This is a genomic window from Sphingomonas sanxanigenens DSM 19645 = NX02, assembly GCF_000512205.2.
In the GTDB taxonomy this organism is placed as follows: domain Bacteria; phylum Pseudomonadota; class Alphaproteobacteria; order Sphingomonadales; family Sphingomonadaceae; genus Sphingomonas_D; species Sphingomonas_D sanxanigenens.
In genome coordinates, this window is record NZ_CP006644.1 from 495,594 (window position 1) to 520,774 (window position 25,181).

The following is a 25,181-nucleotide window of genomic DNA, read 5'->3' on the forward strand; positions in this document are numbered from 1 at the left end:
TCAAATTCCTCGTGCTTATCGGATGCGCGTCCATGTCTGCGTCTTGCAAAGGGGCCAGACGATGCAGCCCTTGAGGCGCAAATGATCCCGATCGGCTAATGTGACCGTCGCGCTGTATGTGCCGCCATCCTCAGCGTTGTAGATGGAGCCACCCGACCAACTGCCCGACTTCCACGTAAAACCCTGCAGCATCTGCAATCCACGAAGCGGACGACCGCGCAACGCAGCGGTCTTGTTCTTTTCGTCACGTAGTTCGGGGTTGGCTTTGATCCCGTCGGAACTGATCAAGGCACCACAGATTGATTGCCCGCAGCGGGTGATTTCCACGACGCCATGATGGCTCTCGGTTTGCCAGCGACCGACAACGGTGTCGGCGGGCAATGCAGTGCTCGAAGCCAGTAGTGTCAGAATGATCGACATCGTTCCTCTCCGCGCGCCTTCAGGCGACCGTCTGTTTCACGTCTGGAGCCAATATGCGGCGAATCAGCGTCCCATAACCATCTCGATGACGTATAGGTAAGTCAATAGCTCAATGCGTCATCAAAATGCCTATTAGGTTGTGTGCGAATTGGAGGGTCAGGCGCTGCTGGCCCCGTCGTCAGCGTTCGGGCGTGTTCGTGTGTGACGCCGTCAAGCTATTGATCTTTGCGCGCCTTCAAGCAAGGAAAGATTGCGATAATTGCCCAGTTCCTGAATGCGCTGGATGGAACGCGACACTTCGCCGTCAGCCGCCCCGTTCGCGGCAACGACCAGGCGCCCGTAGCCGCCGGCGTGAATGCGAAAGTCGCTCCAGATCCGGACGCTATCCCCGATGATGCAGGAGACGAGATGGCCCGGATGGAAGTCGGCCCGATCGACAACCGGCTCGGCGTAGCTATCGTTCGCCACAACGACGATGTGGGTTGCGCGGATGACCAGGCCCGGCAGCGTTTGCATCCACTGCAAGGTATCACTGAAGGGGCCGACGTCGGGAGCAGACCAGAACTGCGCGTCCGCGCTGACCGAGGTTGACGTTAGCGTCGTGGTGACCGCTTCACTGTGCCTTTCCCAGGCCAGCCGCCCGTTGGCGGACCACTCCGTTTCCAGGTGGCGCAGGTTGCGATCGAGTCCAGAGGCACATCGCTGCTCCAGGATCAGCCATTCCTTCTCCCGGTCATTCTCATCGACCAGGCGAACCGTCTGAAATGCCATGGCGGGCAATTCGAGTGCAGGAAAACGGCGCAGATGCATTTCGCCGACGATCTGACGCCGGAGGGGATGCTCAGAAAATCGCATGTGTGCGCCTTCGAAAACAGGTGCAGTGGCGCTTGGGGAGAGGCGCAGCCGTCGATAAGACGGGCGCGAGCATCATCGCCGGGATGAGAGTGCGCGGTTTTTCACTGGCGAGCATCCGTACGTTCCTCGGCCAAGACCTCCGATATCAAGCCTCCCGGGAACCGGTGCATGACGATTCCCTCGACGGCGTGAGAAGAGTGCCAAAGATTTTAGTTGACGTAAACGTCATTTCACGCACCATTAGGTAATCAGATGTCCGATTCCCTGGAGAGGCTATCATCGATGCGTAATGTGGTTGTTGCGGGCTATGCCCGGTCCCCCTTTCACCTGGCAGGCAAGGGCGCGCTGGCGCGCGTCCGCCCTGACGATCTGGCCGCTCAGGTCATTCGCGGACTGATTCAGCAGACCGGCGTGAAGGCCGAAGATATCGAGGATATCGTGCTGGGCTGCGCTTTTCCTGAAGGCGAGCAGGGCTTCAACATCGCGCGCCTTATCGGTCTTCTCGCCGACCTGCCGCTCTCTGTCGGCGGCATGACCGTTAATCGCTTCTGCGGATCGTCGATGAGCTCGGTCCACATCGCTGCGGGCCAGATTCAGCTTGGCGCCGGCGAGGCCTTCATCTGCGCGGGCGTGGAGTCGATGAGCCGCGTGCCGATGATGGGGTTCAATCCGCTGCCGAACCCCGAGCTCGCGAAGAAGAGCGCCGCCTATATGGGCATGGGCGACACGGCGGAGAATGTCGCGACCAAATATCAGATCACCCGTGCCCAGCAGGAAGCCTTTGCGGTCGCCAGTCAGGACAAGGCGGCCGCGGCTATCGCGGCCGGCAAGCTCGAGGCCGAGATCGTGCCGATCACGACCAAGGCGGGCGTGGTCGACAAGGATGGCACGCCGCGTGCCGGCACGACGACGGAAACCCTCGCCGGGCTGAAGCCGGCCTTCAGCCAGGACGGCACGGTAACGGCGGGAACGTCCTCGCCGCTGACCGATGGCGCAAGCGCAATCCTGGTCACGAGCGAGGATTATGCGCGCGCGCATGGACTGCCGATCCTTGCCCGCATCAAGTCGGTTGCTGTCTCTGGCTGCCAGCCGGAGATCATGGGCATCGGACCGGTCGAGGCCTCGCGCAAGGCGCTGCAGCGGGCGGGGCTCAGTGTGGACCAGCTTGACGTTGTCGAGCTCAACGAAGCCTTTGCGAGCCAGTCACTGGCCTGCATCAGCGACCTGGGGCTTGACCAGTCGAAGGTCAATCTGGACGGCGGCGCCATCGCGATAGGCCACCCTCTGGGGGCGACCGGTGCGCGGATCGTGGGCAAGGCCGCGGCTCTGCTGAAGCGCGAAGGCGGCAGCTATGCGCTTGCCACCCAGTGCATCGGCGGCGGTCAGGGCATCGCCACCGTGCTGGAGGCGGCGGAATGAGCGAGCAGGCCATCAAGCCAGTCGGCGCCCCGCCGGAAACCATCAAAAAGGTCTGCGTGATCGGCGCAGGCGTCATGGGCGCCGGCATCGCAGCGCAGGTCGCCAATGCCGGCGTGCCGGTGCTGCTGCTCGATATCGTGCCCAAGGAGGGCGGCGATCGTGACGCCGTGGCGAAGGGTGCGGTCGCGAAGATGCTGAAGACCGATCCGGCGCCCTTCATGTCGAAGGCTGCGGCGAAGCTCGTTGAAACGGGCAATATCGACGACCATCTCGAGCGGGTGGCCGAATGCGACTGGATCGTCGAGGCGATCGTCGAACGGCTCGACATCAAGCAGGCGCTCTACGCCAAGCTCGAGCAGCTCAAGCGTCCGGGCACGGCGGTATCGTCCAATACCTCGACGATTCCGCTTGGCCATCTGGTCGAGGGGCGGGACGATCAGTTCAAACAGGACTTCCTGATCACCCATTTCTTCAATCCGCCGCGCTACATGCGGCTCATCGAAATCGTGACCGGCCCCGACACTGATACGGCTGTGGCGAGGCGCGTCTCGGATTTCGTCGATCGAAAGCTCGGCAAGCGCATCGTGCCGGCGCGGGACACGCCGGGCTTCATCGCCAATCGCATCGGTACCTACTGGCTGGCCGTCGCGATCAATGCCGCGATGGACCAGGGGCTGACGGTGGAGGAAGCCGACCAGATCGGCGGAAAGCCGATGGGCGTGCCCAAGACCGGCATTTTCGGCCTTGTCGATCTCGTTGGCGTCGACCTCATGCCGCTGCTCACGAAGAGCCTGTCCTCGACGCTGCCGGCAGGTGACGCCTATTTCGACACGGTGAGGCCGATGCCGCTCGTCGACAGGATGATCGCGGAAGGCTTTACCGGGCGGAAGGGCAAGGGCGGTTTCTACGCGTTCGACAAGGCGACGAAGACCAAGAAAGCGCTCGATCTCGCGACCGGCGAATATCGCGTATCGGTGAAGCCGGCTTCCTTGCCGGGCCGGGCCGAGAAGGACCTGGCAGCATTGGTTGCTGCGCCCGGCAAGGTCGGCGCCTATGCCTGGGAAATTCTCGGCAAGGTTCTTTCCTATGCCGCGAGTCTGGTCGGTGAAGCTGCGGACAACATCGTCGGCATCGATGACGCGATGAAGCTCGGCTACAACTGGAAGTTCGGGCCGTTCGAACTGATCGATCGCCTCGGGCCGGGCAAGCTCGCCGAACGGCTGGCGGCCGAGGGGCGGGATGTTCCCGCGATCCTCAAGGTAGCCGGAGATCGGCCATTCTACCGGGTGCAGGACGGCCGTCGGCAATATCTCGATGCCGCCGGCGACTATCATGATGTCGTGCGGCCCGAGGGCGTGCTGCTGCTGGAAGACATCAAGCTTCATAGCCAGCCGATCCTCAAAAATGGCTCGGCGGCACTCTGGGATGTCGGCGACGGCGTTGCCTGCCTTGAGTTCACCGGCAAGATGAACGCGCTCGACGGCGATGTGATGAAGCTGATCGGTCAGGCGATCCCGGTCGTGCAGGACAAGTTCAAGGCGCTCGTCGTCTATAATGAGGGCAGCAATTTCTCTGCTGGCGCCAATCTCGGCCTTGCCCTGTTCGCGCTGAACATCGCGGCATGGGGCGAGATCGAAAAGCTCGTCGCGGGCGGGCAGCAGGCCTACAAGGCGCTCAAATATGCGCCGTTCCCGGTCGTGAGCGCGCCGGCCGGCATGGCGTTGGGCGGTGGTTGCGAGATCCTGCTCAACAGTGATGCCGTGCAGGCCCATGCCGAAAGCTATGTGGGTCTGGTCGAGTGCGGCGTGGGCCTGATCCCTGGCTGGGGCGGATGCGGTGAAATGATCGATCGCTGGCGCTCCAGTCCCGGCATGCCCAAGGGGCCGATGCCGGCCGTTGCCAAGGTGTTCGAGACGGTATCGACGGCCACTGTGGCAAAGTCGGCCGCCGAGGCGAAGGAGCATGGCTTCCTGCGTCCGTCGGACGGCATCACGATGAACCGCGACCGCCTGCTGGCGGATGCCAAGGCGAAGGCACTGGAACTGGCGGACGGTTACAAACCGCCCGTGGCTCCGGAATTCCGCTTGCCTGGCGCGGGAGGCAAGTCCGCTCTTTCGATGGCTGTCGAAGGATTCCAGGCCCGTGGCCTCGCAACCTCCTACGATGGTGTCGTGTCCGGCGCGCTCGCCGACGTCCTGACGGGCGGCGAGAAGGATCTGATCGACATCGTGACCGAAGAGGATCTGCTGGCGCTCGAGCGCAAGGCCTTCATGCAACTGGTGCGCGACCCGCGGACCCAGGCGCGCGTCGAGCAGATGCTCGTCACCGGCAAGCCGCTGCGTAACTGATTGGCGGCCGGCGGCCCGAGGGCCGACTGGTCAGGAGATATAAATATGCAAGTCTATGACGCCCCGTTGCGCGATATGCGCTTCGTGCTCAACGAACTCCATGCCGATGACGGCTTCGGGGACATTCCCGCGCTGGCGGAGTTCACGCCGGATCTGACCGATGCCATCCTCGAGGAGGCGGCGCGCTTCTGTCGCGACGTGCTCTTGCCGATCAATCGGTCGGGCGACGAGGAAGGATGCCATCTGGAAAACGGCGTTGTGCGGACGCCGGCGGGGTTCGCGCAAGCCTATAAGCAATTCGCCGAAGGTGGCTGGACCGCGCTCGCATCCGATCCAGAATGGGGTGGGCAAGGGCTGCCGGAAGCGGTCAACAAGCTGGTCGAAGAGATGATCTGCTCGTCCAACCTTTCCTTCGGCCTCTATCCGGGCCTCACCCATGGTGCCACCACTGCGATCGAGGGCCATGGGAGCGACGCGCTCAAGCAGGCCTACCTGCCCAAGATGGTAAGCGGTCAATGGTCCGGCACGATGTGCCTGACCGAGCCTCATTGCGGTACCGATCTCGGGCTCCTGCGCAGCCGCGCGGTCCCGCAGGGCGATGGCAGCTACAAGGTCACCGGCTCCAAGATCTTCATCTCCGCCGGTGAGCATGACCTGACCGAGAATATCATCCATCTCGTGCTCGCCCGCCTGCCCGACGCCCCCAAGGGCGTAAAGGGCATCAGCCTGTTCCTCGTTCCCAAATATCTTCCCAAGGAGGACGGCACTCCCGGTCAATCGAACGGCGTCGCCTGCGCCGCGATCGAGCACAAGATGGGTCTCAAGGCGTCGGCGACCTGCCAGATGAACTTCGACGATTCGACCGGTTGGCTGGTCGGCGAGCCGGGCAAGGGCATGGCCGCCATGTTCACGATGATGAACACTGAGCGCGTCTCTGTCGGCATTCAGGGCCTCGGTGTCGGTGAAGCCGCGTATCAGGCGGCCGCCTGGTATGCGAAGGACCGTATTCAGGGCCGGGCGCTCTCGGGCCCCAAATATCCCGAACAGGCTGCCGATCCGATCATCGTCCATCCCGATGTTCGCCGCATGTTGATGACGATGCGGGCCTATAATGAGGGGTGCCGGGCGCTCTCGGCCTGGGTCTCGCGCGCGCTGGACGCGGAAAAACATTCTCCCGAACCCGAAGTGCGCCAGCGTGCGAGTGACTTCATCGCGCTCATGACCCCCGTCGTCAAAGCGCTCTTCACCGACCTTGCGTTCGACAGTGCGAACCTCGCTGTCCAATGCTATGGCGGCCACGGCTACATCCGCGAAAGCGGCGTCGAGCAATATGCCCGTGATGCCCGGATCACCATGATCTATGAGGGGACGAACGGCGTTCAGGCGCTCGATCTCGTCGGCCGCAAGCTCGGCGCCCATATGGGCCGCTATCTGCGCAGCTTCTTCCATCCGGTGTCGGCTTTCATCGAGGAAAACAACGTCGACGGACCGATGAAGCCGATGGTCGAGGCGCTCGCCAAGGCGTTCGGGGCGCTGCAGCTTTCGACGGCCACGGTCGCGCAGCGGGCACTCAAGGATCCCGAAGAGGCGGGCGCGGCGTCGGCGGACTATCTGCGTCTGATGGGCCTGGTGGCCATGGGCTATTGCTTTGCCAAGGCGACCAAGATCGCAGGCTTGCAGCTCTTCTTCGGCAGCGAGGACAAGCGCTTCTACGATGCCAAGATCAAGACGGCGACGTTCTTCTTCGAGCGCATCCTGCCGCAGGCGACGGCCAGCTTCCTGGCGATCAAGGCGGGCAAGAAGTCGCTGATGGCGCTGGAAGACGACGTGTTTTGACGCTTCCGGCAAGCCTCGAAAAGCGGCTGGCCATTCCAGCCATCGTTGCGCCGATGTTCCTTGTGTCGGGACCGGACCTTGTCGTCAGTTGCTGCGAGGCGGGACTGCTTGGCACGTTCCCGGCGCTCAATCAGCGGACCAGCGAAGGTTTCGGTGAATGGCTGGATGAAATCGAGGAGCGGCTGGCTCCCATGCCGGGAGCGGCGCCCTTCGGCGTCAACCTCATCGTCCATAAGAGCAATCCGAGGCTCGACGCCGATCTGGAACTGATCGTTCGGCACCATGTGCCATTGGTCATCACCTCGCTCGGCGCCGTCGCGGATCTTGTCCAGGTGGTTCAGGGCTATGGCGGGCTGGTCTTTCACGACGTGACGAACGTGCGTCATGCGGAAAAGGCGCTCGAAGCTGGCGTCGACGGTCTGATCGCGGTCGCTGCCGGCGCGGGGGGACATGCCGGCACGATGAGCCCGTTCGCACTGGTTGACGAGATACGGCGCTTCTTCCAGGGGCCGCTGGCGCTTTCCGGCGCCATCACGCGCGGCCACCAGATCGCGGCCGCGCAGATGATGGGGGCCGATCTTGCCTATATCGGATCCCACTTCATCGCGTCGGAAGAGAGTCTCGCCTCGCCGGCACAGAAAGACATGGTGATCGGGGCCGGACCAGCGGATATCGTCTATACGGACCGGGTCACCGGCGTCGGGGCCAATTTTCTCCGGCCCTCGCTGGAAGCCGCGACTCTCCCTGAGCCACATGGCGCGCTTTCGGTTTCGGAGGAGGCCAAGGCCTGGAAGACGATCTGGTCGGCAGGCCACGGTGTCGGCGCTACCACTGCCGTCCAACCGGCCCGATCCATCTGTGAGAGACTCATTGCCGAATATCAGGCGGCATTACAATCAGAGTAGGATTGATCCATGAAGGTGCTTGTGCCCGTCAAGCGGGTTATCGATTATAATGTGAAACCGCGCGTGAAGGCGGATGGGACGGGCGTCGATTTGGCGAACGTGAAAATGTCGATGAACCCGTTCGACGAGATCGCCGTCGAAGAGGCTATCCGCCTCAAGGAAAAGGGAGTCGCGACCGAAATCGTGGTGGTGTCGATCGGCGTCGCCAAGGCGCAGGAAACGCTGCGCACCGCGCTCGCCATGGGGGCCGACCGCGCGATCCTCGTCCAGACTGACGATGAGGTCGAGCCGCTCGCCGTCGCCAAGATCCTGAAGGCCATCGCCACCGAGGAGGCTCCGGGCCTGGTGATCCTCGGCAAGCAGGCCATCGACGATGATGCCAATCAGACCGGCCAGATGCTGGCAGCCCTTCTCGGTTGGGGGCAGGGCACATTCGCCAGCAAGGTCGAAGTATCGGGCGAGACTGTCGCGGTGACCCGTGAGGTGGATGGCGGTCTGGAGACCGTAAGCCTCAAACTGCCGGCGATCGTGACGACCGATCTGCGTCTCAACGAACCGCGCTATGCGAGCCTGCCCAATATCATGAAGGCCAAATCCAAGCCGCTGGCGACGAAGACGCCGGCCGATCTCGGTGTTGAGATCGCCTCGCGCCTCAAGACGCTCAAGGTGACCGAACCCCCCAAGCGCTCGGCGGGCATCAAGGTGGCCGACGTCGATGAATTGGTCGCCAGGCTCAAGGAAATGGCGATTTGATAAACTTTCAAACGCGCCGAACTTGCCGAACCTCTCCCATGCAAGTGACGGCGCACCCCGCTTCATCCTGTGCGCACAGAGATGAAGCGGGGGCGGATTTCTCGGAGAATAAGTTATGAATACGCTCGTCTGGGTTGAACATGACAATGCGTCAGTCAAGGATGCGACGCTATCGGCCGTCACCGCCGCTGCCAAACTTGGTGAGGTCCATCTGCTGGTTGCCGGTGCGGGCATCGGCGGCGTGGCCGAGGCTGCTGCGAAGGTCGCGGGTGTCGCCAAAGTCGTAACGTTCGACGATGCGGCGTTCAAACACGCTTTGCCCGAGAATGTCGCGCCGGCCGTCGCGGACCTGATGCGCGGCTATGACGCGTTCGTGGCGCCTTCCACTTCGAATGGCAAGAACATCGCGCCGCGCGTGGCGGCCTTGCTTGATGTGATGCAGGTCAGCGACATCCTGTCGGTGGAAAGCGCTGACACGTTCACGCGTCCCATCTACGCGGGAAATGCGATCGCGACGGTCCAGTCGTCTGATGCAAAGAAGGTTATCACGGTGCGTGGCACAGCCTTCGAGAAGGCGGCCCGCGAGGGTGGCTCGGCCAGTATCGAGGCTGCGACGGGCACGGATGCGGGACTTTCCAGCTTCGTGGGTGCCGAGATCGCCCAGTCCGAGCGCCCGGAACTCACCTCGGCCAAAATCATCGTCTCGGGCGGGCGAGCGCTGGGCTCGGCCGGGCAGTTTCATGGCGTGATCGATCCGCTGGCCGACAAGCTGGGCGCGGGTGTGGGCGCAAGCCGCGCGGCGGTCGATGCTGGCTATGCGCCCAACGATTTTCAGGTCGGCCAGACCGGCAAGATCGTGGCGCCGGAAGTCTATGTCGCCGTCGGCATATCGGGTGCGATTCAGCACCTTGCTGGCATGAAGGATAGCAAGACCATCATCGCGATCAACAAGGATGAGGACGCGCCCATCTTCCAGGTCGCCGATATCGGCCTGGTCGGCGACCTCTTCAAGATCGTTCCTGAACTGACCGAAAAGCTTTGAGGTAAGCGATGACCGGTCTGGAAGAGATCGAACAGTTCATGGCGGCCGGCACCCGGCCGCCCATGATGGACCTGTTCGACATCGATCTGCTTGAGGCGGAGGAGGGGAAGGTCGTCTTTGTCGCGACGCCCACCTCGCAGACCTACAATTTCATGGGCATCGCCCATGGTGGCTATGCCGCGACGCTGCTGGATTCGGCCTGCGGCATCGCGGCGAACTCCGCGGCCCAAGTGCCCATCAACTGCGTCACGCTCGAACTCAAGGTCGCCTATCATGCGCCCTTGACCGACAGGGTCGGGATGGTCCGTGCAATCGGCCAGGTGGTGTCGATGGGCAAGAGGGTGGCGCATACCGAGGCGCGTCTGATCGACATGGCCGGCAAACTCTATGCCTCCGCGACATCGACCTTGCTGCTCGTCGATCGGGCGGCCTGAACAGGAAAGAAGATATGGAAGTCGTTATCCCGCACAGCCTTGGTAAAATCGAAGCGAAGAGCAGGATCGAGGCCGGCCTGCCCAAGCTGGCAGCGCATATCCCGGGAGGCGGTTCGCTCAGTTCCGAGTGGGTATCGGACTACGCACTACACTTGGTCATCGGGGCGATGGGGCAGAATATCCCGGTGCAACTCGACATTGAGGATAGCGAGATTCGCGGCGACGTCAGCGTACCGCTGTTCCTCAAAATGATGTCAGGACAGATTTCGGATTTTGTGAAAACGAGCGCCGAGAAAATGCTCAGCAAGGCATGATGAATTTACTGGCCGCAGGACAATATCGTTGCTCTGCGATGATTGAGTTTACGAGAATCTGCCCTGTTTCCTAGCCGATAGTGTCCGCGCGAGGGCTTTGTGATGGAAGAAATCGCTCCCCGAGTTTTCAGGATCATTAGCCGTCAGCTCGGCGTCTATCCGGATCAGATTGCCCTTGCTTCGTCTTTCTACGATGACATCGGCGTGGATAGTCTCGATGTGCTGGAAGTTGTGATGGCGCTTGAAGACGAATTCGGACTCACTATCCCGGATGAAGCCGCCGGTGAGGTCAAAACAGTAGAGGATGCGGTCAAGCTGGTCGAAGCATGGATAGCCAAGTGAGATAAAACCCACGATCCTCTGAAACCGCAATTCACGACGACAATGAAATCTAGATAGCTCTTTGGTCGCCTGACGTATCACTTCCATGATCAAGGCTACCGTGATCGCGCATAGCCGCCATATGCTTTGCGCCAGAAACGGGATTTCATCTATCGCTTTGCCCACTCGATGACGGAATGGTGTTTCCGAAAAGAATATAGCGAACCATGTTATCTAATGACGAATCGCTGTCTTCTCACATTTGACGAACTGGCTGGTAACGTCGGAGCGGGAAGATGCATGAAAGAGGTAGATCATGCGATACCGTTCATTAGGCCTGGCTACAGTCTTGATTGTCACGAGCACCGCTTGGGCGCAGACGCCGTCGGATAACCAACATGCGCTGATCGGACCGCCCCAACTCCACGCCCTTCCCGTCACCGCTCCGACGCTCGTCGAGGCCTATGGTCCTGATCCTCTGCAGATCGGTGAACTGCGCTTGCCTGCAGGTCCTGGCCCGTTTCCCGTCGTCATGGTCATTCACGGTGGCTGCTGGACCAAAGGCTATGAGACACTGGCAGGCACGGCGCCGTTGGCGAGCGCCTTGACGGACAAGGGCGTGGCGACATGGAATATAGAGTATCGACAGGTTGGTGACACCCGCGGCGGGTGGCCTGGGACCTTCCAGGATTGGGGAGCGGCGCTCGATCACTTGAGGGTGCTGGCACGAACCCAGCCTCTGGACCTGAAGCATGTGGTGACGGTGGGACATTCGGCCGGCGCCCACGCTGCCCTGTGGCTGGCGGCCCGTCCCAGATTGCCTGCCGACAGCGAGGTCCGCGGCGCTGATCCACTGAAGGTTTCCGCCGCGGTCGCCATCGACGGCCCAGGCGACCTGCGAACCCTGTACGGGTTCGACAAGGAGATTTGCGGCCGCCCGATCTTCGTCAACCTGTTCGGGGGCGCTCCTGACGCACAGGCGGGCCGCTACCGTCAGGCAAATCCGATCGAATGGCTGCCTCTGGCCGTGCCTCAATTCATGGTCGCTTCCGTCGTGCTGGAGCCTTCAGCCGCGCAAGCCTATGCAGCAGCCGCACAGTCGGCCGGCGATAAGGCGACGGTGATCACCCTGGAGAATGCGGGCCACTTCAACATGCTTTCGCCTGCGGACCCCACCTGGGCGCCGGTAGAGGCCGCGATCCTCGCGGCGGCGAAAGCAGAGCAATAGTCGAGGCAGCCTCCGGTTTATCCCCATCTCGGTGATCTCTATCTGATGAAGCCCTGCAGAGGTCCGCTTCGAACACCTCCCCCTGGGTTGCGCCAAGGTCGCGTCGGCCGGGGCGAGAGGGTTGCACTTGGGGTGCCCCTGACGATCTCGTTCCATTGAGGCGTCAGTCAGGCTTGAGAGGCTGAAGGTCCGGCGCGGAAATCTTCGTGAAGCGCCACCAGGCCAGGCCTCCGTAGACCAGAATGAGGATGGCGAGGTTGAGCACCTCCCGCGTCTGCTCGGCAAGGCTCGCGCCCATCTGATTGAGCCCGACCATGAGATGAATGCCCGCGGTGGTTGGCAGGAGGCGCGCGAGGAGCGCCAGCCAGGCCGGCGTCGCCTCCGCCGGCCAGGAGAGACCCGCGAGGAAGAAGATGGCGAGCGACGTGCCCATCCACAGTTGCAGGGGTCGTTCCCGTGTCCGGAAGAGGCTGGCCAGCGCAAGCGCCGCCGCCACAGTCGCGCCCACGAACAAACTGCCGCCCACGATCAAGGCGCCAGGAGAGCCGGCGGCGCGGGGATAGTCCTGAAACCAGAACACAAAACCCGCATAATAGGCCACGTCGGCCCAGCCGATCACGAAGAAGGCCAGGGCAATTCCGATAAGGGTGCGCGAGGGCAGACGAAAGCGTCCCAGTGTCTCGCGCAGGGTGGCGGCGAGCATCGTCAGGCCCATCAGCAGGGTCTGGTGAATGATGAGGAAGCCGACCCCGGGGAACACCGTGCTGCCATAGCCTTCGCGCGTGTTGAACAGCGGGCGCTGAACGAGCGACAGGGCAGGGCGGGCGGGTGCGCCCTGCGCCATGGCCTGATCGCTCGCCGCCTCGCCGGCGATCGTGGTGACCGCCAGGCCGATGCCTGACAGCGCCGTGCTGCTGCGCAGCAGATAGGCGCCGTTGCCGTAGAGCGCGACCGTGCCCTGGGCGCCGTTCAGAATATGTCGCTCGAACCCCTCGGGGATGATGACCACGGCCCCTGCGCCGGTCGTCTCGAGCCAGAGCCGGGCGGCTCCTGGAGAGGCCGGGCGCGCGGCAAGATCGGCCTGCTGGAGCGCTGCGATCCGGCGCACGAGACTGCGGCTTGCGCCGCTGTCGTCGAGATCGACGACGGCCACCGGAATGCGGACCGCGACCTCCCCGGAATAGGCTGAAGGGTAGAAGAAGGAATAGAGGATCGTCGACACGACGATCAGCATGAAGGCGGAGCGGTCGGAGAGAACGGCGCGGAAGGTAGCGAGGAAGGCGCGGCCGGTCATCGTCGTCCCCAGACCTCCGGGCTCATCCGCGCCGAGACATAGCGCGGCAGCCCGGCGCCCGAGCCGACGACGAGAAAGGCAAACAGCGCCAGGATCGATCCAAGAGATGCGAGCACGGGTGCGCCGATCATCCATTGCTCCGCGACCAGCCGCGCGAAGCGGGTAAAAGGCAGCAGCGCGCTCCATAGCCGGGCGAAGGCGGAGGCCGACTCGATCGGGAAGATCGCCCCGGCGAAGGCGAAGGAAGCGCCCGCATAGAGGGCGGTCATCGACAGCGCCTGCCCCATGGAAAGGGTGGCCCCGACGATGAACAAGGCCATGCCCGCATAGGCGAGATAGAGGGCGAGATAGCCGCCCATCAGCATCGCCACGCTCCCTTGCACGGGCCAGCCCCGGTAGACCGCGAGATAGCCGGTCGCAAGCGCCCCCCAGAGCAGGAAGATGAGGATATAGGGCGCGATCTTGCCGGCGACGGCGGCGACCGCCTCGCCTCGAGGCCCTGCAAGCCATGCTCCGATGGTCCCGTCCCGCAGCTCGCGACCGAGCGCGCTCACGACCGCGATCATGAACAGCAGGTGCAGGAGTGCGGGGTGGATCAGGGCGACGAGTTGCAGCTCGTAACTGGCCTGCGGGTTGTAGAGGATCCGGCTCTGCACGCTCACCGGCTGCGGCCGCACACGCGCGGGACCGGCGATCGCGGCGCTTTGCTCCCCGGCCAAGGCCTTTGCGTGGGCCTGGACCACGGTGCCGACTTCACGCAACACCGAACCCGAGGGCGTGGAATAGCTCGCATTGTAGAAGAGGAGGATCTTGCCGGTCTCGCCGCGCAGCACGGTGCGCTCGAGATCACGCGGGATCAGGACCACGGCATAGGCGGCGTTGGAGCGGACCAGATGCTCGGCCTGTGCCATGTCCGGTGGCCGCGCCGCGACCTTGAGCCCGGGTGACGCCTCCAGCTTGCGGGTGAGGTCGCGCGCGACGCCGCCGCCGTCCTCGTCGACCACGACGATCGGCAGGTTCCGCATGACGCCTGCCGACAACTGGACCGCGACGATCGCCAGCAGCAGCAGAGGCAGCCAGGTGACCAGCGCCAGATCCCAGACGCTGCCGCGCAGGAAGGCGGTTTCGCGCCGGGCGCTATCGACGAAGGCCCGGATCATTGCGGCCAGTCGAACAGGACCGTCATGCCGGGGCGCAGCCCATCGACCCGCGACACGGGCGACAGGCGCACGTCAAAGCTCTTCACGTCAAAGCCGCTCGACTGGCGGGTCGCGCGCCATGTCGCGAAATCGCCGGCGGGCGCGATGTAGAAGACCCGAAACTGGGCGCAACGATCGCCGAGCGCAGGTATGCGGCCGGTCAGGACCCGTCCCCGGCGGATCGCACTGAACTGATCTTCTCTCAGGGTGAGCGTCACCCAGGGATGATCGATGTCGGTCAGGACGAAGACGGGAAATCCCTGCGGCACGAGTTCGCCCGACTGCGCCAGCCTGCGTCCGATCTCACCGTCCGACGGCGCGAACACCCGGGTTTCCTTCTCGGCCGCCTCGACTTCGGCCAGGGCGCCGCGCGCCTGGCGCACCTGTCCGCTCGCGGCCTGCCGATCCTGTCGCCGCGCCCCGGCCAGCGCCAGATCATATTGCGCGCGCGCCGCTCGGGCCGCTTCATTGGAGGCCAGGGCGTTTGCGCGGCTCTCGTCGCGTTTCTGCCCCGCCAGCACACCCTGTTCAAAGAGGCGCTCGGTGCGCTGATAGGTGGTCTGGGCGAGGTCCGCCGCCGCCTGCGCGCGTCGCCACTGGGCCTCGGCAGCCCGGATATCCTCCGGCCGTGCGCCTTCATCGGCCTTGTCCGCATTCGCCTGCGCGGCGGCGAGCGCGCCGCCGGCCTGTTCGGAGCGGGCTTCGACCTCGGGACTGTCGAGCGTATAGAGCAGCTGTCCCGTCTTCACCGGCTGGCCTTCCTCGACATGAAAGGCCGTGATCCGAGCCGAGACCTTGCTCGTGATCCGCAGTTCGCGGGCCTCGACCATGCCCTGGAGCTGATCGGGAACCGGGCGATAGGCCAGCCAGAGACCGAGGCCGAGAATGACCACGACGAGGAAAGCAATGAGCGGCAGCAACTTGCGCTTCCGCCCGGTCGGAACCGGCGGAGCCGTCTCGTCCGGGGTGACCAGGGTTTCCGATGTGGCGGTCATGGCGTGACCCTTTCACCCTGGTCGATATAGTCCGGCAATGTGGCGATCTGACCGCTGACGTGGAGAAGCTGGGCGAGCGCGACAACGAAATCATATCCGGCCTGGGCGCGCTGGATCCGGGAGCGGGCAAGACCGAGCTGCGCATCGATCACGTCGAGCGAGGTTGTCTGCTGCTCCTGATAGCCGAGGGTCTGGACCCGCAGATTCTCCTGCGCCGCAGTGATGGCCGTGTCGGTCAGCTCAAACCGCCGTCGCGCGGCTTCCGCATCGTTCCAGGACCGCGTGACGCCGATTTCGATCTGGGTGCGGGCTTCGCGCAGGCCCGCATTGGCTTGCGTCACCGTTTCCCGCGCGGCCTGCACCGCTTGCGAGCGGCCCACACCGGAGAAGAGCGTGTAGCGCAGCCCGACGCCCACCGACCAGTCGGGATCGGTCAACAGCGTGTCGCGCCGATCGAAATTATACTGGGCGAAGCCATAGATCGTAGGCCGGAGCTTGGCGCGCTGAAGGGCCACCCCCGCTTCAGCCTGGTCTTCCAGCGCGCCGAGCCGATCCAGTTGGGGATGGGCGCGCAGGGCCGCGTCCACATAGGTGTCGAGCGAACGGAGCGGCTGACGGATCACGAAGATCGGGGAGACGGGATCGACGCCGGACGGCGCCCGCAGCGCGCCGGCAAGCGCTACCTGCGCACTCGCGAGATCGGCCTGCGCCTTTTCCAGTTCGCGCGCGGCGTCGTCGCGCGCTACCTGCGCCTGGAGGCGTTGGGCCCGGCTTATGAACCCTTCCTGTTCGAGCTTGAGGGCGTCCGCGACATGCCGCTCTAATCCCGCAAGCGCATCACGGCGAACATCGCGCACGCGCTCGAGCAACTGCTGGCCGAAATAGAGCTGGGTCATCTGCAACAGACCGTTGTCGATGACGATCTGGCGTTCGGCGCGCGACTGTCCCAGTTGCGCCGCGGCGCCCGCCTGGGCGGCGGGAATCTGGCCGCCGGAATAGAGCGGCAGCGTCGCCGTCACGATCGGCCGGGTGCTGGTGCGCTCGATCTCGAAGCGCAGGGGGTCAGAGATGGAATAATCCTGGGCCACGTCCGCCAGCGGGCCGAGCGGCAGATAGAGGGTTTTCTGATAGCGGATCATCTGTCCTTCGAACTCGACGGTCGGACGCCGCAACGTGCTCGTGGAGCCTTTCTGGGCCTCCTTGCTGCGCACATCGGCGTCGGCGCCCTGGATCGCGTCCGACCGCTCGAGCAGCCTCGCCTGGGCGCTTCGATAATCGAGATCAAGCCTGTCGATCGTTTGCGCCTGCGCGCCCTGACAGACCGCAGTCGCCAGCGCGGCAACCAGCATCGAACATCGCAAGGTCATGAAGAACGTCTCCTGCTCCCGCACGGTAACGTTGACATCCAACCGACTCAATACATATTTGTATCGAAATGCTCCCGCCCGTGATCCCGTGAGCCGCCGCCCGGCACGAACGCGCCCGACCCGGGCGCAGACCCGGGAGCGCATCCTGGATGGCGCTCTCGAGGCCTTCGCCGAACGTGGCTTCCATGGCTCCACCCAGGAAGATATTTGCGAGCGCGTCGGTCTGAGCCGGGGGGCCTATAATTCCAGCTTCCGATCCAAGGACGAATTGTTCTTCGCCCTCTATGACCGGGTGATCGAGCGCTTGCAGTCGAGGCTGGAGGAGGCGACCGCTTGCGCCCTGTCCATGCCCGGCTCGACGGCCGACAATTTCCTCAAGGCCTTTATCGCCAGCTATCCGTTCGATCGAGACTGGTATCTGCTCCAGGCCGAGTTCGGCCTCTATGCCCTACGCCATCCTGCCATGGCGAGCCACTATGCCGAACGGCAAGGACGGATCCTCGCCATCATCGAGGGCGCGCTCGCTGACATCCTTCGCGAGGACTCCCGCATCGTTGCCCGGGGCCTCCCGCGCATCGCGCGACTGATCCTGGCTGTCCACGAGGGAAGCATGTTCCAGGGCCTGCTCGAACCGCACGAGGTCGCAAGCGGAGAGCTTCTGGACTTTCTCGTGGATCTCATGCTGGCGAGGGCGGCAACGAGAGTCGACTAAGAATGGATTGCTGATCTTGCCTTGCGGGAGGCCGCGCAACAGCATGCCTGCCTCTATTTGTGACGTGGGAGATCGTTTAGTGAAGGAGACCGCGCTGTATCGCCGTGGCGACGGCCTGGGTGCGCCTGTTGACAGCGAGACACTTGAAGATCGCGCGAAAATGCCATTTTACGCCATCTTCGCCGATACCCAATATGTTGGCGATCTCCGCGCTCGTAAGACCATCCCGCGCCAGGCCGAGGATATGGAGTTGGCGGCGAGACAGGTCGGATCCTTCGGTATGTTGTGAACTCGGCAAGTGATGTTGTGCTGCGGACCGATCAAACCTCGCCTTTACGGCCCATCCCGCGTGAATATGCTCCAGGATATTCCGGAACTCCCGCGCTGTTTCCTTCAGTCCTGTGCTGTCGCGAATTTCCGAGGCCTCTTCCGCTGACCGTATGGAAAGTTGCAGCGCCTCTTTACGTAGATGCAGCACCGAACGCAGCATGAGGGTTTTGAGTATGATATGTTGCCATCCTGCCCTGCGGATGCGGGCCAGGATACGGTCCGTCAATTGGCGCGCGAGGTGATCCTTCCCGTCGGCAAGCGCCCGCGTCGCAGACAGAAGCATGCACTCGACGTCCGCAATGGCGAGGTGAGCCGAAGTGATGGCGTCGTTCCTGGGAATATTGGGGATGGTGACCGATCGACCCGACGCCATTTCATGTTCGGCAGTCAGGATATCGGCCATGAGTTGCAGTCGCGGCATGTGGTCGCGTACGGCTTTCACGTTCAGTTCGGTCAGGATTTTTCCGCAGAGGTCCGCATCTCCGGCCAGACGAGCGGCTCGTAATATGGCCCGTGCCGTATGAATCTGGACGTCGACGATCTGGTCGCAGAAAAGCAACGGCCATTCCAGTTCTGCCAGAGGCACGCCGCTTTCGGCCAGCACAGCGAGGCGCAATCTTTTCAGCGTCTCCTCGGCAACCGGGGAGACCATATCCGTCAGATGCGCGTCGATCCTATTTCGTGCGGGAATGATCTGCCCCTGCGTCAGCAGGAGCAGCACTTCGGCAATCTTTGCCCAGTCGCGGGCAAAGCCCTGATCGGCCAGGGCACAAGCTTGATCCAGTAGGGGACGCAGTGCCGCGAACTCGGCCTCGTTCGACTGACTCGCCACGATGCTCGCGAGACAGGCCAGGGCGGAGGCCTTCATCATTGGGTTTTCCCGGGCGTGCAGTTGGAGCCATTGCCGGCAGAGCCTTTCCGCCCGCACGACATCGTCCCTCAGCGCCGCTGTCGTAGCACCGAGCAGCGTCAGCAATTCCTCATGCGTGTCCGTGCGTGACAGCAACTTCAGAAGGTGCGTCGCCCCTGCATGCTGCTGCTGGAAGGAAGGACCCATATCTTTCCCAGACCAGCCATGGGATTCGTCAGCAACGCTGTGTCGGGCACGCCCTCGAGCCAATGGGCCAACTCGTTGATACGGCCTTGTCGCAAAGCGACATCCATGACGATCTCACCGCCCAGTCCCCGCGCCCAGGCCGGATCGCCGGCGCGCAGCGAAAGTGCTATTGTTTGCGCTGGCCGGCCGGCGCGCCAGTGATGAAAAGCAGCCCGTTTTAAAAGATGGCTTGGCGAGAAACGAAGCTGCGACTGTCCGCTCAAGGCAAGATGGTGTCGCAGCGCCGGATTGAGCGCAAACATTCCGTGCTTGTCCGGCCTCAATAGGAGACATTCGCGTTGCGCACGTGCGATCCATTGCGCGCCGTCGTGGATGCGCAGGGCAAAATCGTGGCTTTCGGCATCGAGGGGAGCGATCAATGCCGCCTTTTTCAACCATGTGCGCAGAGCGGGCGATAAGGGCGCCAACACGATCTGATCGAGATAACAGATGATCTCGGGCCATACATGCAGTGGCTGCTTCCGGTCGGATACACGACACGCGATGCGGCACAATGCGGGCCAACCCTGTGTGTCCGACATGATCCGGTCGAGGGCTGAAGGGACCCGGGTCAGTTGCTTCAGATCCTGGGCGCTGCAGGCCAGGCCATCGGGGCCGACTTCCTGCCAGTCGGCGTTGAGGACGCCAAATCCCCAAGGGGCGGAGGTTGCAAGGACCGCCCGCCAATCATCGGGAAGAGCATCCACCAGGTCTCTGGTCAGCGTTTCGAGATGTGGCGCTTCCTGAACATCATCGAGGCAAATGATCCCGGGCCTGTCCTGATGCCATATCCATTGCAGAATGGAGTCGATGTCCGCGGCGGTTCCGGCCTGAAGAGCGAGGCGATGCAGGGTGCTCTTCGCCGTGTCGTCGCTTGCAAGCTTTGTCCAAAGCGCCGGGCGACCAGTGTCCGCCGCCTCCTTCCAACCGGCCGCAAGTGTCGCCGATTTGCCGTAGCCGCAAGGCGCACGCAGCAGGCTGACGCGCGCGGTCAATTTAACAGGGCGAAGTGCCGTTTCCGCCAGTCGCGAAAGCAGAGTTGGAGTCCATTCCCTTTCGTGATCCATGACAGGTCGATACTACATGTTCGTGTAGTTCCCTATTGCTATTGTGCTCGTAAGACTCGCGCGAAGCTCATGTTTCGGACGTGAATGAGATGATTGAAGAGAGACAGTCGATTTCGCAGGAACCCTGTGATGGCCGCCCGGTGGAAATGCTCTTCACCGCGCAAAAGGCAATGTCGGACGAGCGCCGGATGCGATTTGGCCTTGCTGAGAGGCGCGCCGCGCTGGCGCGCCTCGCGCTTGCCATACGAAAGTTCGAAGCGGATATCGTTCAGGCCATGGCGACCGACTTCGGCAAGCCGGAGGCCGAAGTGTTTCTGACGGAAATTCTTCCGGTCATGCAGGAAATCCGCCACAGCCGTCGTAATCTGCGCCGATGGATGCGGCCAGTCCATGTCGGATCGACATTGATCGGCTTCGGCACGGCCGGACGGATCGTGCCACAACCACGCGGCGTGTGCCTTATCATCGCGCCCTGGAATTACCCATTCAATCTCTGCCTGGGGCCGCTTGTGTCCTGCCTTGCTGCCGGCAACAGCGCTATCCTGAAGCCTTCAGAGATGACACCTGCTACCTCGGGCGTCATCGCGCGGCTGATCGCCGACACATTTCCGCCAGACCTGGTTACCGTCGCCCTCGGCGGGAAGGAGATGTCTCAGGCCCTGCTCGCGCTGCCCTTCGATCATATCTTCTTCACCGGCAGCCCCGAGGTCGGGAAAGTCGTAATGCAGGCAGCCTCCCGCCACCTGACCTCCGTTACGCTGGAACTGGGTGGCAAGTCGCCCACGATCGTGGGACCGGATGCCGACATAGAGACGGCCGCCAGTTGGATCGCCTTCGGCAAATTCTCCAATGCCGGTCAAACCTGCATCGCGCCCGATCATGTGTTCGTCCACGCTTCGATCCGCGACCGGTTCGTGGAAGCGCTGCGCCGCCGGATCGCCGCCGCTTATGGTTCGGGCATGACGAGCCCCTATCTCGCAAGGATCGTCAATGATCGCCATGCGGACAGACTGGGGGGCCTGATTGCGGATGCCCTGGCCACGGGCGGGCGGATCATTGTCGGCGGCGAAAGGCAGGGAAGGGCGCTGGCGCCCACAGTGCTGGAGGCGATCGCTCCCGAGGCGGCGATCGACCATGAGGAGGTATTCGGTCCCGTCCTGCCGGTCCTGACCTATGATGACATTGAAACCGTGATCGGTCGGATCAACGCAAGACCCAAGCCGCTGGCGCTTTATGTGTTCGATCGTGACCGGGCGAGAGTGGATCATATCCTGGCGGCCACGACTTCCGGCAGTGCAGGCGTCAACCTTACCATCGTCCAATACGTCCACGATCATCTGCCGTTCGGCGGTGTGAACAATTCCGGGATCGGGGCGGCACATGGCCATCACGGGTTCCGGACTTTCAGTCATGAGCGCGCCGTTCTCCAGAACCGCTTCTCCGCTCTGCCTCTCGTCTTTCCTCCCTATTCGGGCCGGGCAGCGCGTCTGATCCGACTTGCCAAACGCTTTCTGGGGTAAATCCATGTACGACTATATCACGATAACCGATAGCCTAACTATCTAAATTAACGTGGCTTTTCCTGCCTTCTGGCGGTCGCCAGCATCTCACGGCGAAGTATGGCGTTCATGCGGGCTTGGTAGCCCTTACCCTGCGATTTGAGCCAGGCGAGCACATCAGCATCAAGGCGTGCCGTCACCTGCTGCTTGATGGGCTTATAGAAGCGCCCACGCTGCCCGTTCCGCCAGAAATCCTCTGTCAGCGCCGGAGAGTCGCTATAGTCGATCCCGCTATCCGGCATCGCCTGCAGGGCATCCAGTTCGGCCTGTTGCGCTTCGGTCAACGGCGGCAGATTGTCCGGATCGAGTTGGAAACGGACGGTATCAGCGTCTTTCTTCTTCATAACGTCGCCTTTCCGTTCGATCGGCCTTTCGAGCCGAAATGATATGAATGATCTCCACATACTCGCCGTCATCGTCTTGCTCGACGACAGTGTGGGCCACGAGGAGGAGCAGATGCCCTTCCACGAGGCCCAAGGTTTGCCATCGTCGCTCGCCACCTTCGATCCGATCCTGATCGCTCAGCGCGAAACGATCTGTGAACGCACGAGTAGCGATCGCAAAGCTGACGCCGTGCTTCTTCAGATTGCTCTCGGCTTTGGCCGGATGCCAGGAGAAGCGCATGGATGGCATTACGGAAATATAATTATGTTTTTGTCGTTACGCAAGGCGCGGCGGTTTGAGCCATCCGGCCCGCGCGAGCGTATCTGCGAGGGTCGATCGGGGCACGTTGAACGTGCGGCTGATCGACGACTTGCTAGCGCCACCGGCAAGGGCGGCGGTGATCTGATCGAGCTTTTCCGCATCGATCGTTCGCGGGCGGCCACCGTAGCGCCCGCGCCGTCTGGCGGCCGCAAGGCCTGCCATGATGCGCTCGCGCGTCAATGCCCGTTCATACTGGGCCAGCGCGCCGAACAGCGAAAACAGCAGCTCGCCATGCGGCGTTCCCGTGTCCATCTGCTCGGTCAATGACCGGAATGACACGTCACGCTCCCTGAGATCGGTCAGGATCGACAGCAAATGCGGCAGGGAGCGGCCGAGCCGATCCAGTTTCCACACGACCAGCGTATCGCCGGCTGCGAGATATTCGAGGCAGGCCCGCAGGCTCGCCCGGTCCTCGCGAGCGCCGGATGCCTTGTCGGAATAGAGATGCCGGCTATCGACGCCGGCTGCGATCAGCGCATCGCGCTGAAGATCGACCGATTGCCGGTCATCTGTGGAAGAGACGCGCATGTAGCCTATAAGCATGTCGGAAAACCCCTGATAGCTTGTTGTGGGACAGTCCTCCTTTCCGGCAGAGTTTATCGGACGCTACGGATTTTGGGCGTGCGTAGATTGCTGGAATTTCCGGGGGGATGCCTGCTAGCGGCGGCATGTGTCGTCGGGCGCATCAGGCGGGGCGCTTATCGTGTGATTTCCATTAGGTTAATCTGTTCGTGCAGCCGCTGCCGCAGCGGACCGTCTTCTGGCCGCGACGATCAATAACGGATTATCCGCCTGCTTACGCTGACCAAGTCGCATGCCCGTCGCCGAATTGATCCCGTGGCGGCTGCACACATCGCTGTCGCCATGCCCGCTTCCTGCTCCGCGCCTCTTCAATTTATCGTAGAAGCTTTTGATGTGTCTTATTAAAATCCTTGGCTTGCCGCTCTCGGTCAGACGATGATTGGACGGATTTCAGTTCACTTTCGTCCATATCTGCGATTTGCACATGATCCGCCCTGTCAGGCACCCCTTTCCCTCCATCCGCCGATCGTCGAGCGTGGTGATTGTTCCAGAGAAGGTTTGGCCGATGTCGGGTACAAAAACACTGCCGCGCCACACGCCCTTCTTTTCAGGAACAAAATCGCGAAACAGGATCAGACCTACCAGATCGTTTGTCCCGCCGCGCCGCGCATCCGCCTTGGCTTTGTCACTTGCCCAGACCACGACCCCGCACATTCTGCTTCCGCACGGCTGGGCTCGCACATGTACGCTGTCCTGCGGATTCTTCCACACTCCGAAAGAAGCGCGCTGTGCCTCGACGGACGCAGATGCTGCAAGTAGCAGCATGGCTGCCAATACGAAACTGAACCTCATCGCCATTCTTCCTCAAGGCCGGATCATCATTTGCGCGACATTTTCCGCGATCGCCATGGTAGGCGCGTTAGTGTTGCCCGACACGATCGACGGCATGATCGATGCATCGACCACGCGCAAACCGTCAATGCCACGTACACGGGCTGCCGGATCGACCACGGATGCCGAGTCACTGCCCATGCGGCATGTTCCTACCGGATGATAGATTGTTTCAGCGCGCGCGCGGATGTCGTCGATCAGAGCCTCGTCGGTCTGGACCGCGGGTCCCGGTCGCACCTCCTCGCGCAAGTGACGGGCGAGCGCCGGCGCATGAAGGAGCTTGCGGGCTAGCTTCGCGCCATTCAGCAAGACGCCCACATCATCGGGATGACTGAGATAATTGCCCTCTATGCGCGGATGAGCCGTGGGATCGGCGATCTTGAGCCCGATCCTGCCGCGGCTCTTCGGTAGAAGGTCGCAGACATGCACGGTCATTCCGTAGCCGAAGGCTGTCTTGCGGCCATGGTCACGCAGGATCGCCGGCAGGAAATGGAATTGAAGATTGGGCCGCTCCCGGCCGGCGTCGGATTTGAGGAAAGCGCCGCCCTCCGAGGCATTTGACGTCAATTCGCCTTCATGATGAAGGAAATAGCTCCATGCGCCGCGTATCGCACGAGGCAGGAAACTGGGCGCCACCCCAAATCCTTCGCGATCGGCCGTGGTTGCCACAGCCGTATAGTCGAGGTGATCGGCGAGATTGGCTCCGACTTCGGGCGCATCCAGAACGATCTCTATGCCATGCTGCCTGAGTTCGCTCGCCGAGCCGACGCCCGACAGCATCAGAATCTGCGGCGAATTGACCGCGCCAGCCGAAAGGATCACCTCTCCACCGGGGCGCAGCAGCAGGTCCCGGCCGCCGACGCGGACCCCGATGGCGCGACGGTCCTTGAACAGTATCCGTTCGACGAGGCCGTTCGTTTCGATGGCGAGATTCTTGCGCGAGCGAGCCGGATCGAGAAACGCTCGCGCCGTGCTGAACCGTTGCCCGTCTTTCTGGGTCACCTGATAGACACCAAAGCCTTCCTGGCTCACGCCATTGAAGTCGGGATTTCGCGGGTAGTGCAGTTCCACCCCAGCTTCGACGAAGTCTTCCGTAAGTGGGTTCACTCGCCCAAGATTGGAGACGCAAAGTGGCCCGGCATTGCCATGATGCTCGTCGTGGATAGCCTGATTGTTTTCGAGCGCGATAAAAAGCTCGCGCATGCGCGGCCAGTCCCAGTCAGCTCCGGCGGCCGCCCCCCAGCCCTCATAGTCCGCCCGATCGCCGCGAATGTAGACCATTGCATTGATCGAGCTGCTGCCACCCAGCGTCTTGCCGCGCGGCCAATAGAGCCGCCGGTTGTTAAGGTGAGGCTCGACTTCGGTCTCACAGTTCCAGTTCACCCATCCCGTGCGGGCAATGACGCCGACGCCAAGCGGCATGTGAATGAAGGGATTGCGATCGCGCGGCCCCGCCTCGATGAGGCAGACAGCTTTATCCGAATCAGCAGAAAGGCGGTTGGCCATGACGCAGCCGGCCGAGCCGCCGCCAATGATGTGGTTTCCGTCAGCGCCGAACCGTAACATCTA

At 62.6% G+C, this 25,181-nt stretch carries 25 protein-coding genes; 12 read left to right on the top strand and 13 right to left on the bottom strand.

The window, feature by feature from the left end:
* Nucleotides 1–15: 15 nt before the first annotated feature.
* Together NX02_RS31190 and NX02_RS02235 are read right to left on the bottom strand one after the other, a co-directional pair.
* The gene (locus NX02_RS31190) at nt 16–420 is read right to left on the bottom strand and encodes a DUF2147 domain-containing protein (RefSeq protein WP_066764031.1); all 405 of its coding nucleotides are present in this window, start codon (nt 418–420) and stop codon (nt 16–18) included.
* A 210-nt stretch (nt 421–630) separates the two neighbouring features.
* Nucleotides 631–1,275 carry a DUF3422 family protein gene (locus tag NX02_RS02235; RefSeq protein WP_025290590.1) on the bottom strand — a complete coding sequence of 215 codons (645 nt, stop codon included), beginning with the start codon at nt 1,273–1,275 and terminating at the stop codon, nt 631–633.
* A 282-nt stretch (nt 1,276–1,557) separates the two neighbouring features.
* Here NX02_RS02235 and NX02_RS02240 point away from each other — a divergent pair, with 282 nt between their 5' ends.
* The 10 genes from NX02_RS02240 to NX02_RS02285 all read left to right on the top strand — a co-directional run bounded on the left by NX02_RS02240 (nt 1,558) and on the right by NX02_RS02285 (nt 11,875).
* Nucleotides 1,558–2,694 (top strand): thiolase family protein, encoded by a 1,137-nt coding sequence (locus NX02_RS02240; protein ID WP_004206969.1) that lies wholly within the window; start codon nt 1,558–1,560, stop codon nt 2,692–2,694.
* The gene (locus NX02_RS02245) at nt 2,691–5,042 is read left to right on the top strand and encodes a 3-hydroxyacyl-CoA dehydrogenase/enoyl-CoA hydratase family protein (protein WP_025290591.1); all 2,352 of its coding nucleotides are present in this window, start codon (nt 2,691–2,693) and stop codon (nt 5,040–5,042) included. The genes NX02_RS02240 and NX02_RS02245 overlap by 4 nt, the downstream gene beginning before the upstream one ends.
* Nucleotides 5,043–5,087: 45 nt before the next feature.
* Nucleotides 5,088–6,878: an acyl-CoA dehydrogenase C-terminal domain-containing protein gene (locus NX02_RS02250; protein ID WP_025290592.1), complete on the top strand. Its 1,791-nt coding sequence runs from the start codon at nt 5,088–5,090 to the stop codon at nt 6,876–6,878.
* Entirely contained in the window at nt 6,875–7,783 is a 909-nt protein-coding gene (locus tag NX02_RS02255) for an NAD(P)H-dependent flavin oxidoreductase (protein WP_025290593.1), read from the top strand. Before NX02_RS02250 ends, NX02_RS02255 begins: the two co-directional genes overlap by 4 nt.
* A 9-nt stretch (nt 7,784–7,792) precedes the next feature.
* On the top strand, nt 7,793–8,536 hold the full coding sequence (locus NX02_RS02260) for an electron transfer flavoprotein subunit beta/FixA family protein (RefSeq protein WP_004206977.1): 744 nt from the start codon (nt 7,793–7,795) through the stop codon (nt 8,534–8,536).
* Between the two features lie 115 nt (nt 8,537–8,651).
* Nucleotides 8,652–9,578, top strand: a complete 927-nt coding sequence (locus tag NX02_RS02265) for an electron transfer flavoprotein subunit alpha/FixB family protein (protein WP_004206978.1) — start codon at nt 8,652–8,654, stop codon at nt 9,576–9,578.
* An 8-nt stretch (nt 9,579–9,586) separates the two neighbouring features.
* Nucleotides 9,587–10,012 carry a PaaI family thioesterase gene (locus NX02_RS02270; RefSeq protein WP_004206979.1) on the top strand — a complete coding sequence of 142 codons (426 nt, stop codon included), beginning with the start codon at nt 9,587–9,589 and terminating at the stop codon, nt 10,010–10,012.
* 14 nt (nt 10,013–10,026) lie between these two features.
* A complete protein-coding gene (locus tag NX02_RS02275) occupies nt 10,027–10,326 on the top strand; it encodes a polyhydroxyalkanoic acid system family protein (protein WP_004206980.1) in 300 nt (99 codons plus the stop codon).
* 102 nt (nt 10,327–10,428) lie between these two features.
* Nucleotides 10,429–10,668 (top strand): acyl carrier protein, encoded by a 240-nt coding sequence (acpP, locus tag NX02_RS02280; protein ID WP_004206981.1) that lies wholly within the window; start codon nt 10,429–10,431, stop codon nt 10,666–10,668.
* 295 nt (nt 10,669–10,963) lie between these two features.
* Nucleotides 10,964–11,875 carry an alpha/beta hydrolase family protein gene (locus NX02_RS02285; protein WP_039996358.1) on the top strand — a complete coding sequence of 304 codons (912 nt, stop codon included), beginning with the start codon at nt 10,964–10,966 and terminating at the stop codon, nt 11,873–11,875.
* Nucleotides 11,876–12,038: 163 nt separating this feature from the next.
* Here NX02_RS02285 and NX02_RS02290 read toward each other — a convergent pair whose 3' ends face one another.
* The 4 genes from NX02_RS02290 to NX02_RS02305 are packed head-to-tail and all read right to left on the bottom strand — an operon-like array spanning nt 12,039 to nt 16,772.
* Entirely contained in the window at nt 12,039–13,169 is a 1,131-nt protein-coding gene (locus NX02_RS02290) for an ABC transporter permease (RefSeq protein ID WP_025290595.1), read from the bottom strand.
* Nucleotides 13,166–14,329: an ABC transporter permease gene (locus NX02_RS02295; protein WP_004206986.1), complete on the bottom strand. Its 1,164-nt coding sequence runs from the start codon at nt 14,327–14,329 to the stop codon at nt 13,166–13,168. Before NX02_RS02295 ends, NX02_RS02290 begins: the two co-directional genes overlap by 4 nt.
* A complete protein-coding gene (locus tag NX02_RS02300; protein WP_004206989.1) occupies nt 14,326–15,363 on the bottom strand; it encodes an HlyD family secretion protein in 1,038 nt (345 codons plus the stop codon). Before NX02_RS02300 ends, NX02_RS02295 begins: the two co-directional genes overlap by 4 nt.
* Complete coding sequence (locus tag NX02_RS02305; RefSeq protein ID WP_245648743.1) at nt 15,360–16,772, bottom strand: TolC family protein; 1,413 nt, start codon at nt 16,770–16,772, stop codon at nt 15,360–15,362. Before NX02_RS02305 ends, NX02_RS02300 begins: the two co-directional genes overlap by 4 nt.
* A gap of 46 nt (nt 16,773–16,818) precedes the next feature.
* On the opposite strand from NX02_RS02305, the gene NX02_RS02310 reads away from it, so the two are divergent.
* Nucleotides 16,819–17,442 carry a TetR/AcrR family transcriptional regulator gene (locus NX02_RS02310; protein ID WP_025290597.1) on the top strand — a complete coding sequence of 208 codons (624 nt, stop codon included), beginning with the start codon at nt 16,819–16,821 and terminating at the stop codon, nt 17,440–17,442.
* A gap of 76 nt (nt 17,443–17,518) precedes the next feature.
* Here the strand turns inward: NX02_RS02310 and NX02_RS30495 are convergent, their stop codons facing one another.
* Both NX02_RS30495 and NX02_RS02320 read right to left on the bottom strand, forming a co-directional pair.
* On the bottom strand, nt 17,519–18,643 hold the full coding sequence (locus tag NX02_RS30495) for a helix-turn-helix transcriptional regulator (protein ID WP_211258271.1): 1,125 nt from the start codon (nt 18,641–18,643) through the stop codon (nt 17,519–17,521).
* Nucleotides 18,644–18,780: 137 nt separating this feature from the next.
* Nucleotides 18,781–19,935, bottom strand: a complete 1,155-nt coding sequence (locus NX02_RS02320; protein WP_158013865.1) for a MalT transcriptional regulator family protein — start codon at nt 19,933–19,935, stop codon at nt 18,781–18,783.
* A gap of 89 nt (nt 19,936–20,024) precedes the next feature.
* Between NX02_RS02320 and NX02_RS02325 the strand changes: the two genes are divergently transcribed.
* Nucleotides 20,025–21,455, top strand: a complete 1,431-nt coding sequence (locus NX02_RS02325) for an aldehyde dehydrogenase family protein (RefSeq protein WP_004206993.1) — start codon at nt 20,025–20,027, stop codon at nt 21,453–21,455.
* 47 nt (nt 21,456–21,502) lie between these two features.
* On the opposite strand, the gene NX02_RS02330 is transcribed toward NX02_RS02325, so the two are convergent.
* The 5 genes from NX02_RS02330 to NX02_RS02350 all read right to left on the bottom strand — a co-directional run bounded on the left by NX02_RS02330 (nt 21,503) and on the right by NX02_RS02350 (nt 25,178).
* Nucleotides 21,503–21,838, bottom strand: coding sequence for a BrnA antitoxin family protein (locus tag NX02_RS02330; RefSeq protein WP_004206995.1), 336 nt, complete (start codon nt 21,836–21,838; stop codon nt 21,503–21,505).
* Complete coding sequence (locus tag NX02_RS02335; protein WP_004206996.1) at nt 21,819–22,118, bottom strand: BrnT family toxin; 300 nt, start codon at nt 22,116–22,118, stop codon at nt 21,819–21,821. The genes NX02_RS02330 and NX02_RS02335 overlap by 20 nt, the downstream gene beginning before the upstream one ends.
* A gap of 36 nt (nt 22,119–22,154) precedes the next feature.
* Nucleotides 22,155–22,742, bottom strand: a complete 588-nt coding sequence (locus tag NX02_RS02340; RefSeq protein ID WP_025290601.1) for a recombinase family protein — start codon at nt 22,740–22,742, stop codon at nt 22,155–22,157.
* Between the two features lie 429 nt (nt 22,743–23,171).
* Nucleotides 23,172–23,573, bottom strand: coding sequence for a DUF2147 domain-containing protein (locus NX02_RS02345; RefSeq protein WP_004207001.1), 402 nt, complete (start codon nt 23,571–23,573; stop codon nt 23,172–23,174).
* A gap of 12 nt (nt 23,574–23,585) precedes the next feature.
* Nucleotides 23,586–25,178 (bottom strand): GMC family oxidoreductase, encoded by a 1,593-nt coding sequence (locus NX02_RS02350; protein ID WP_025290602.1) that lies wholly within the window; start codon nt 25,176–25,178, stop codon nt 23,586–23,588.
* Between the last annotated feature and the right edge of the window lie 3 nt (nt 25,179–25,181).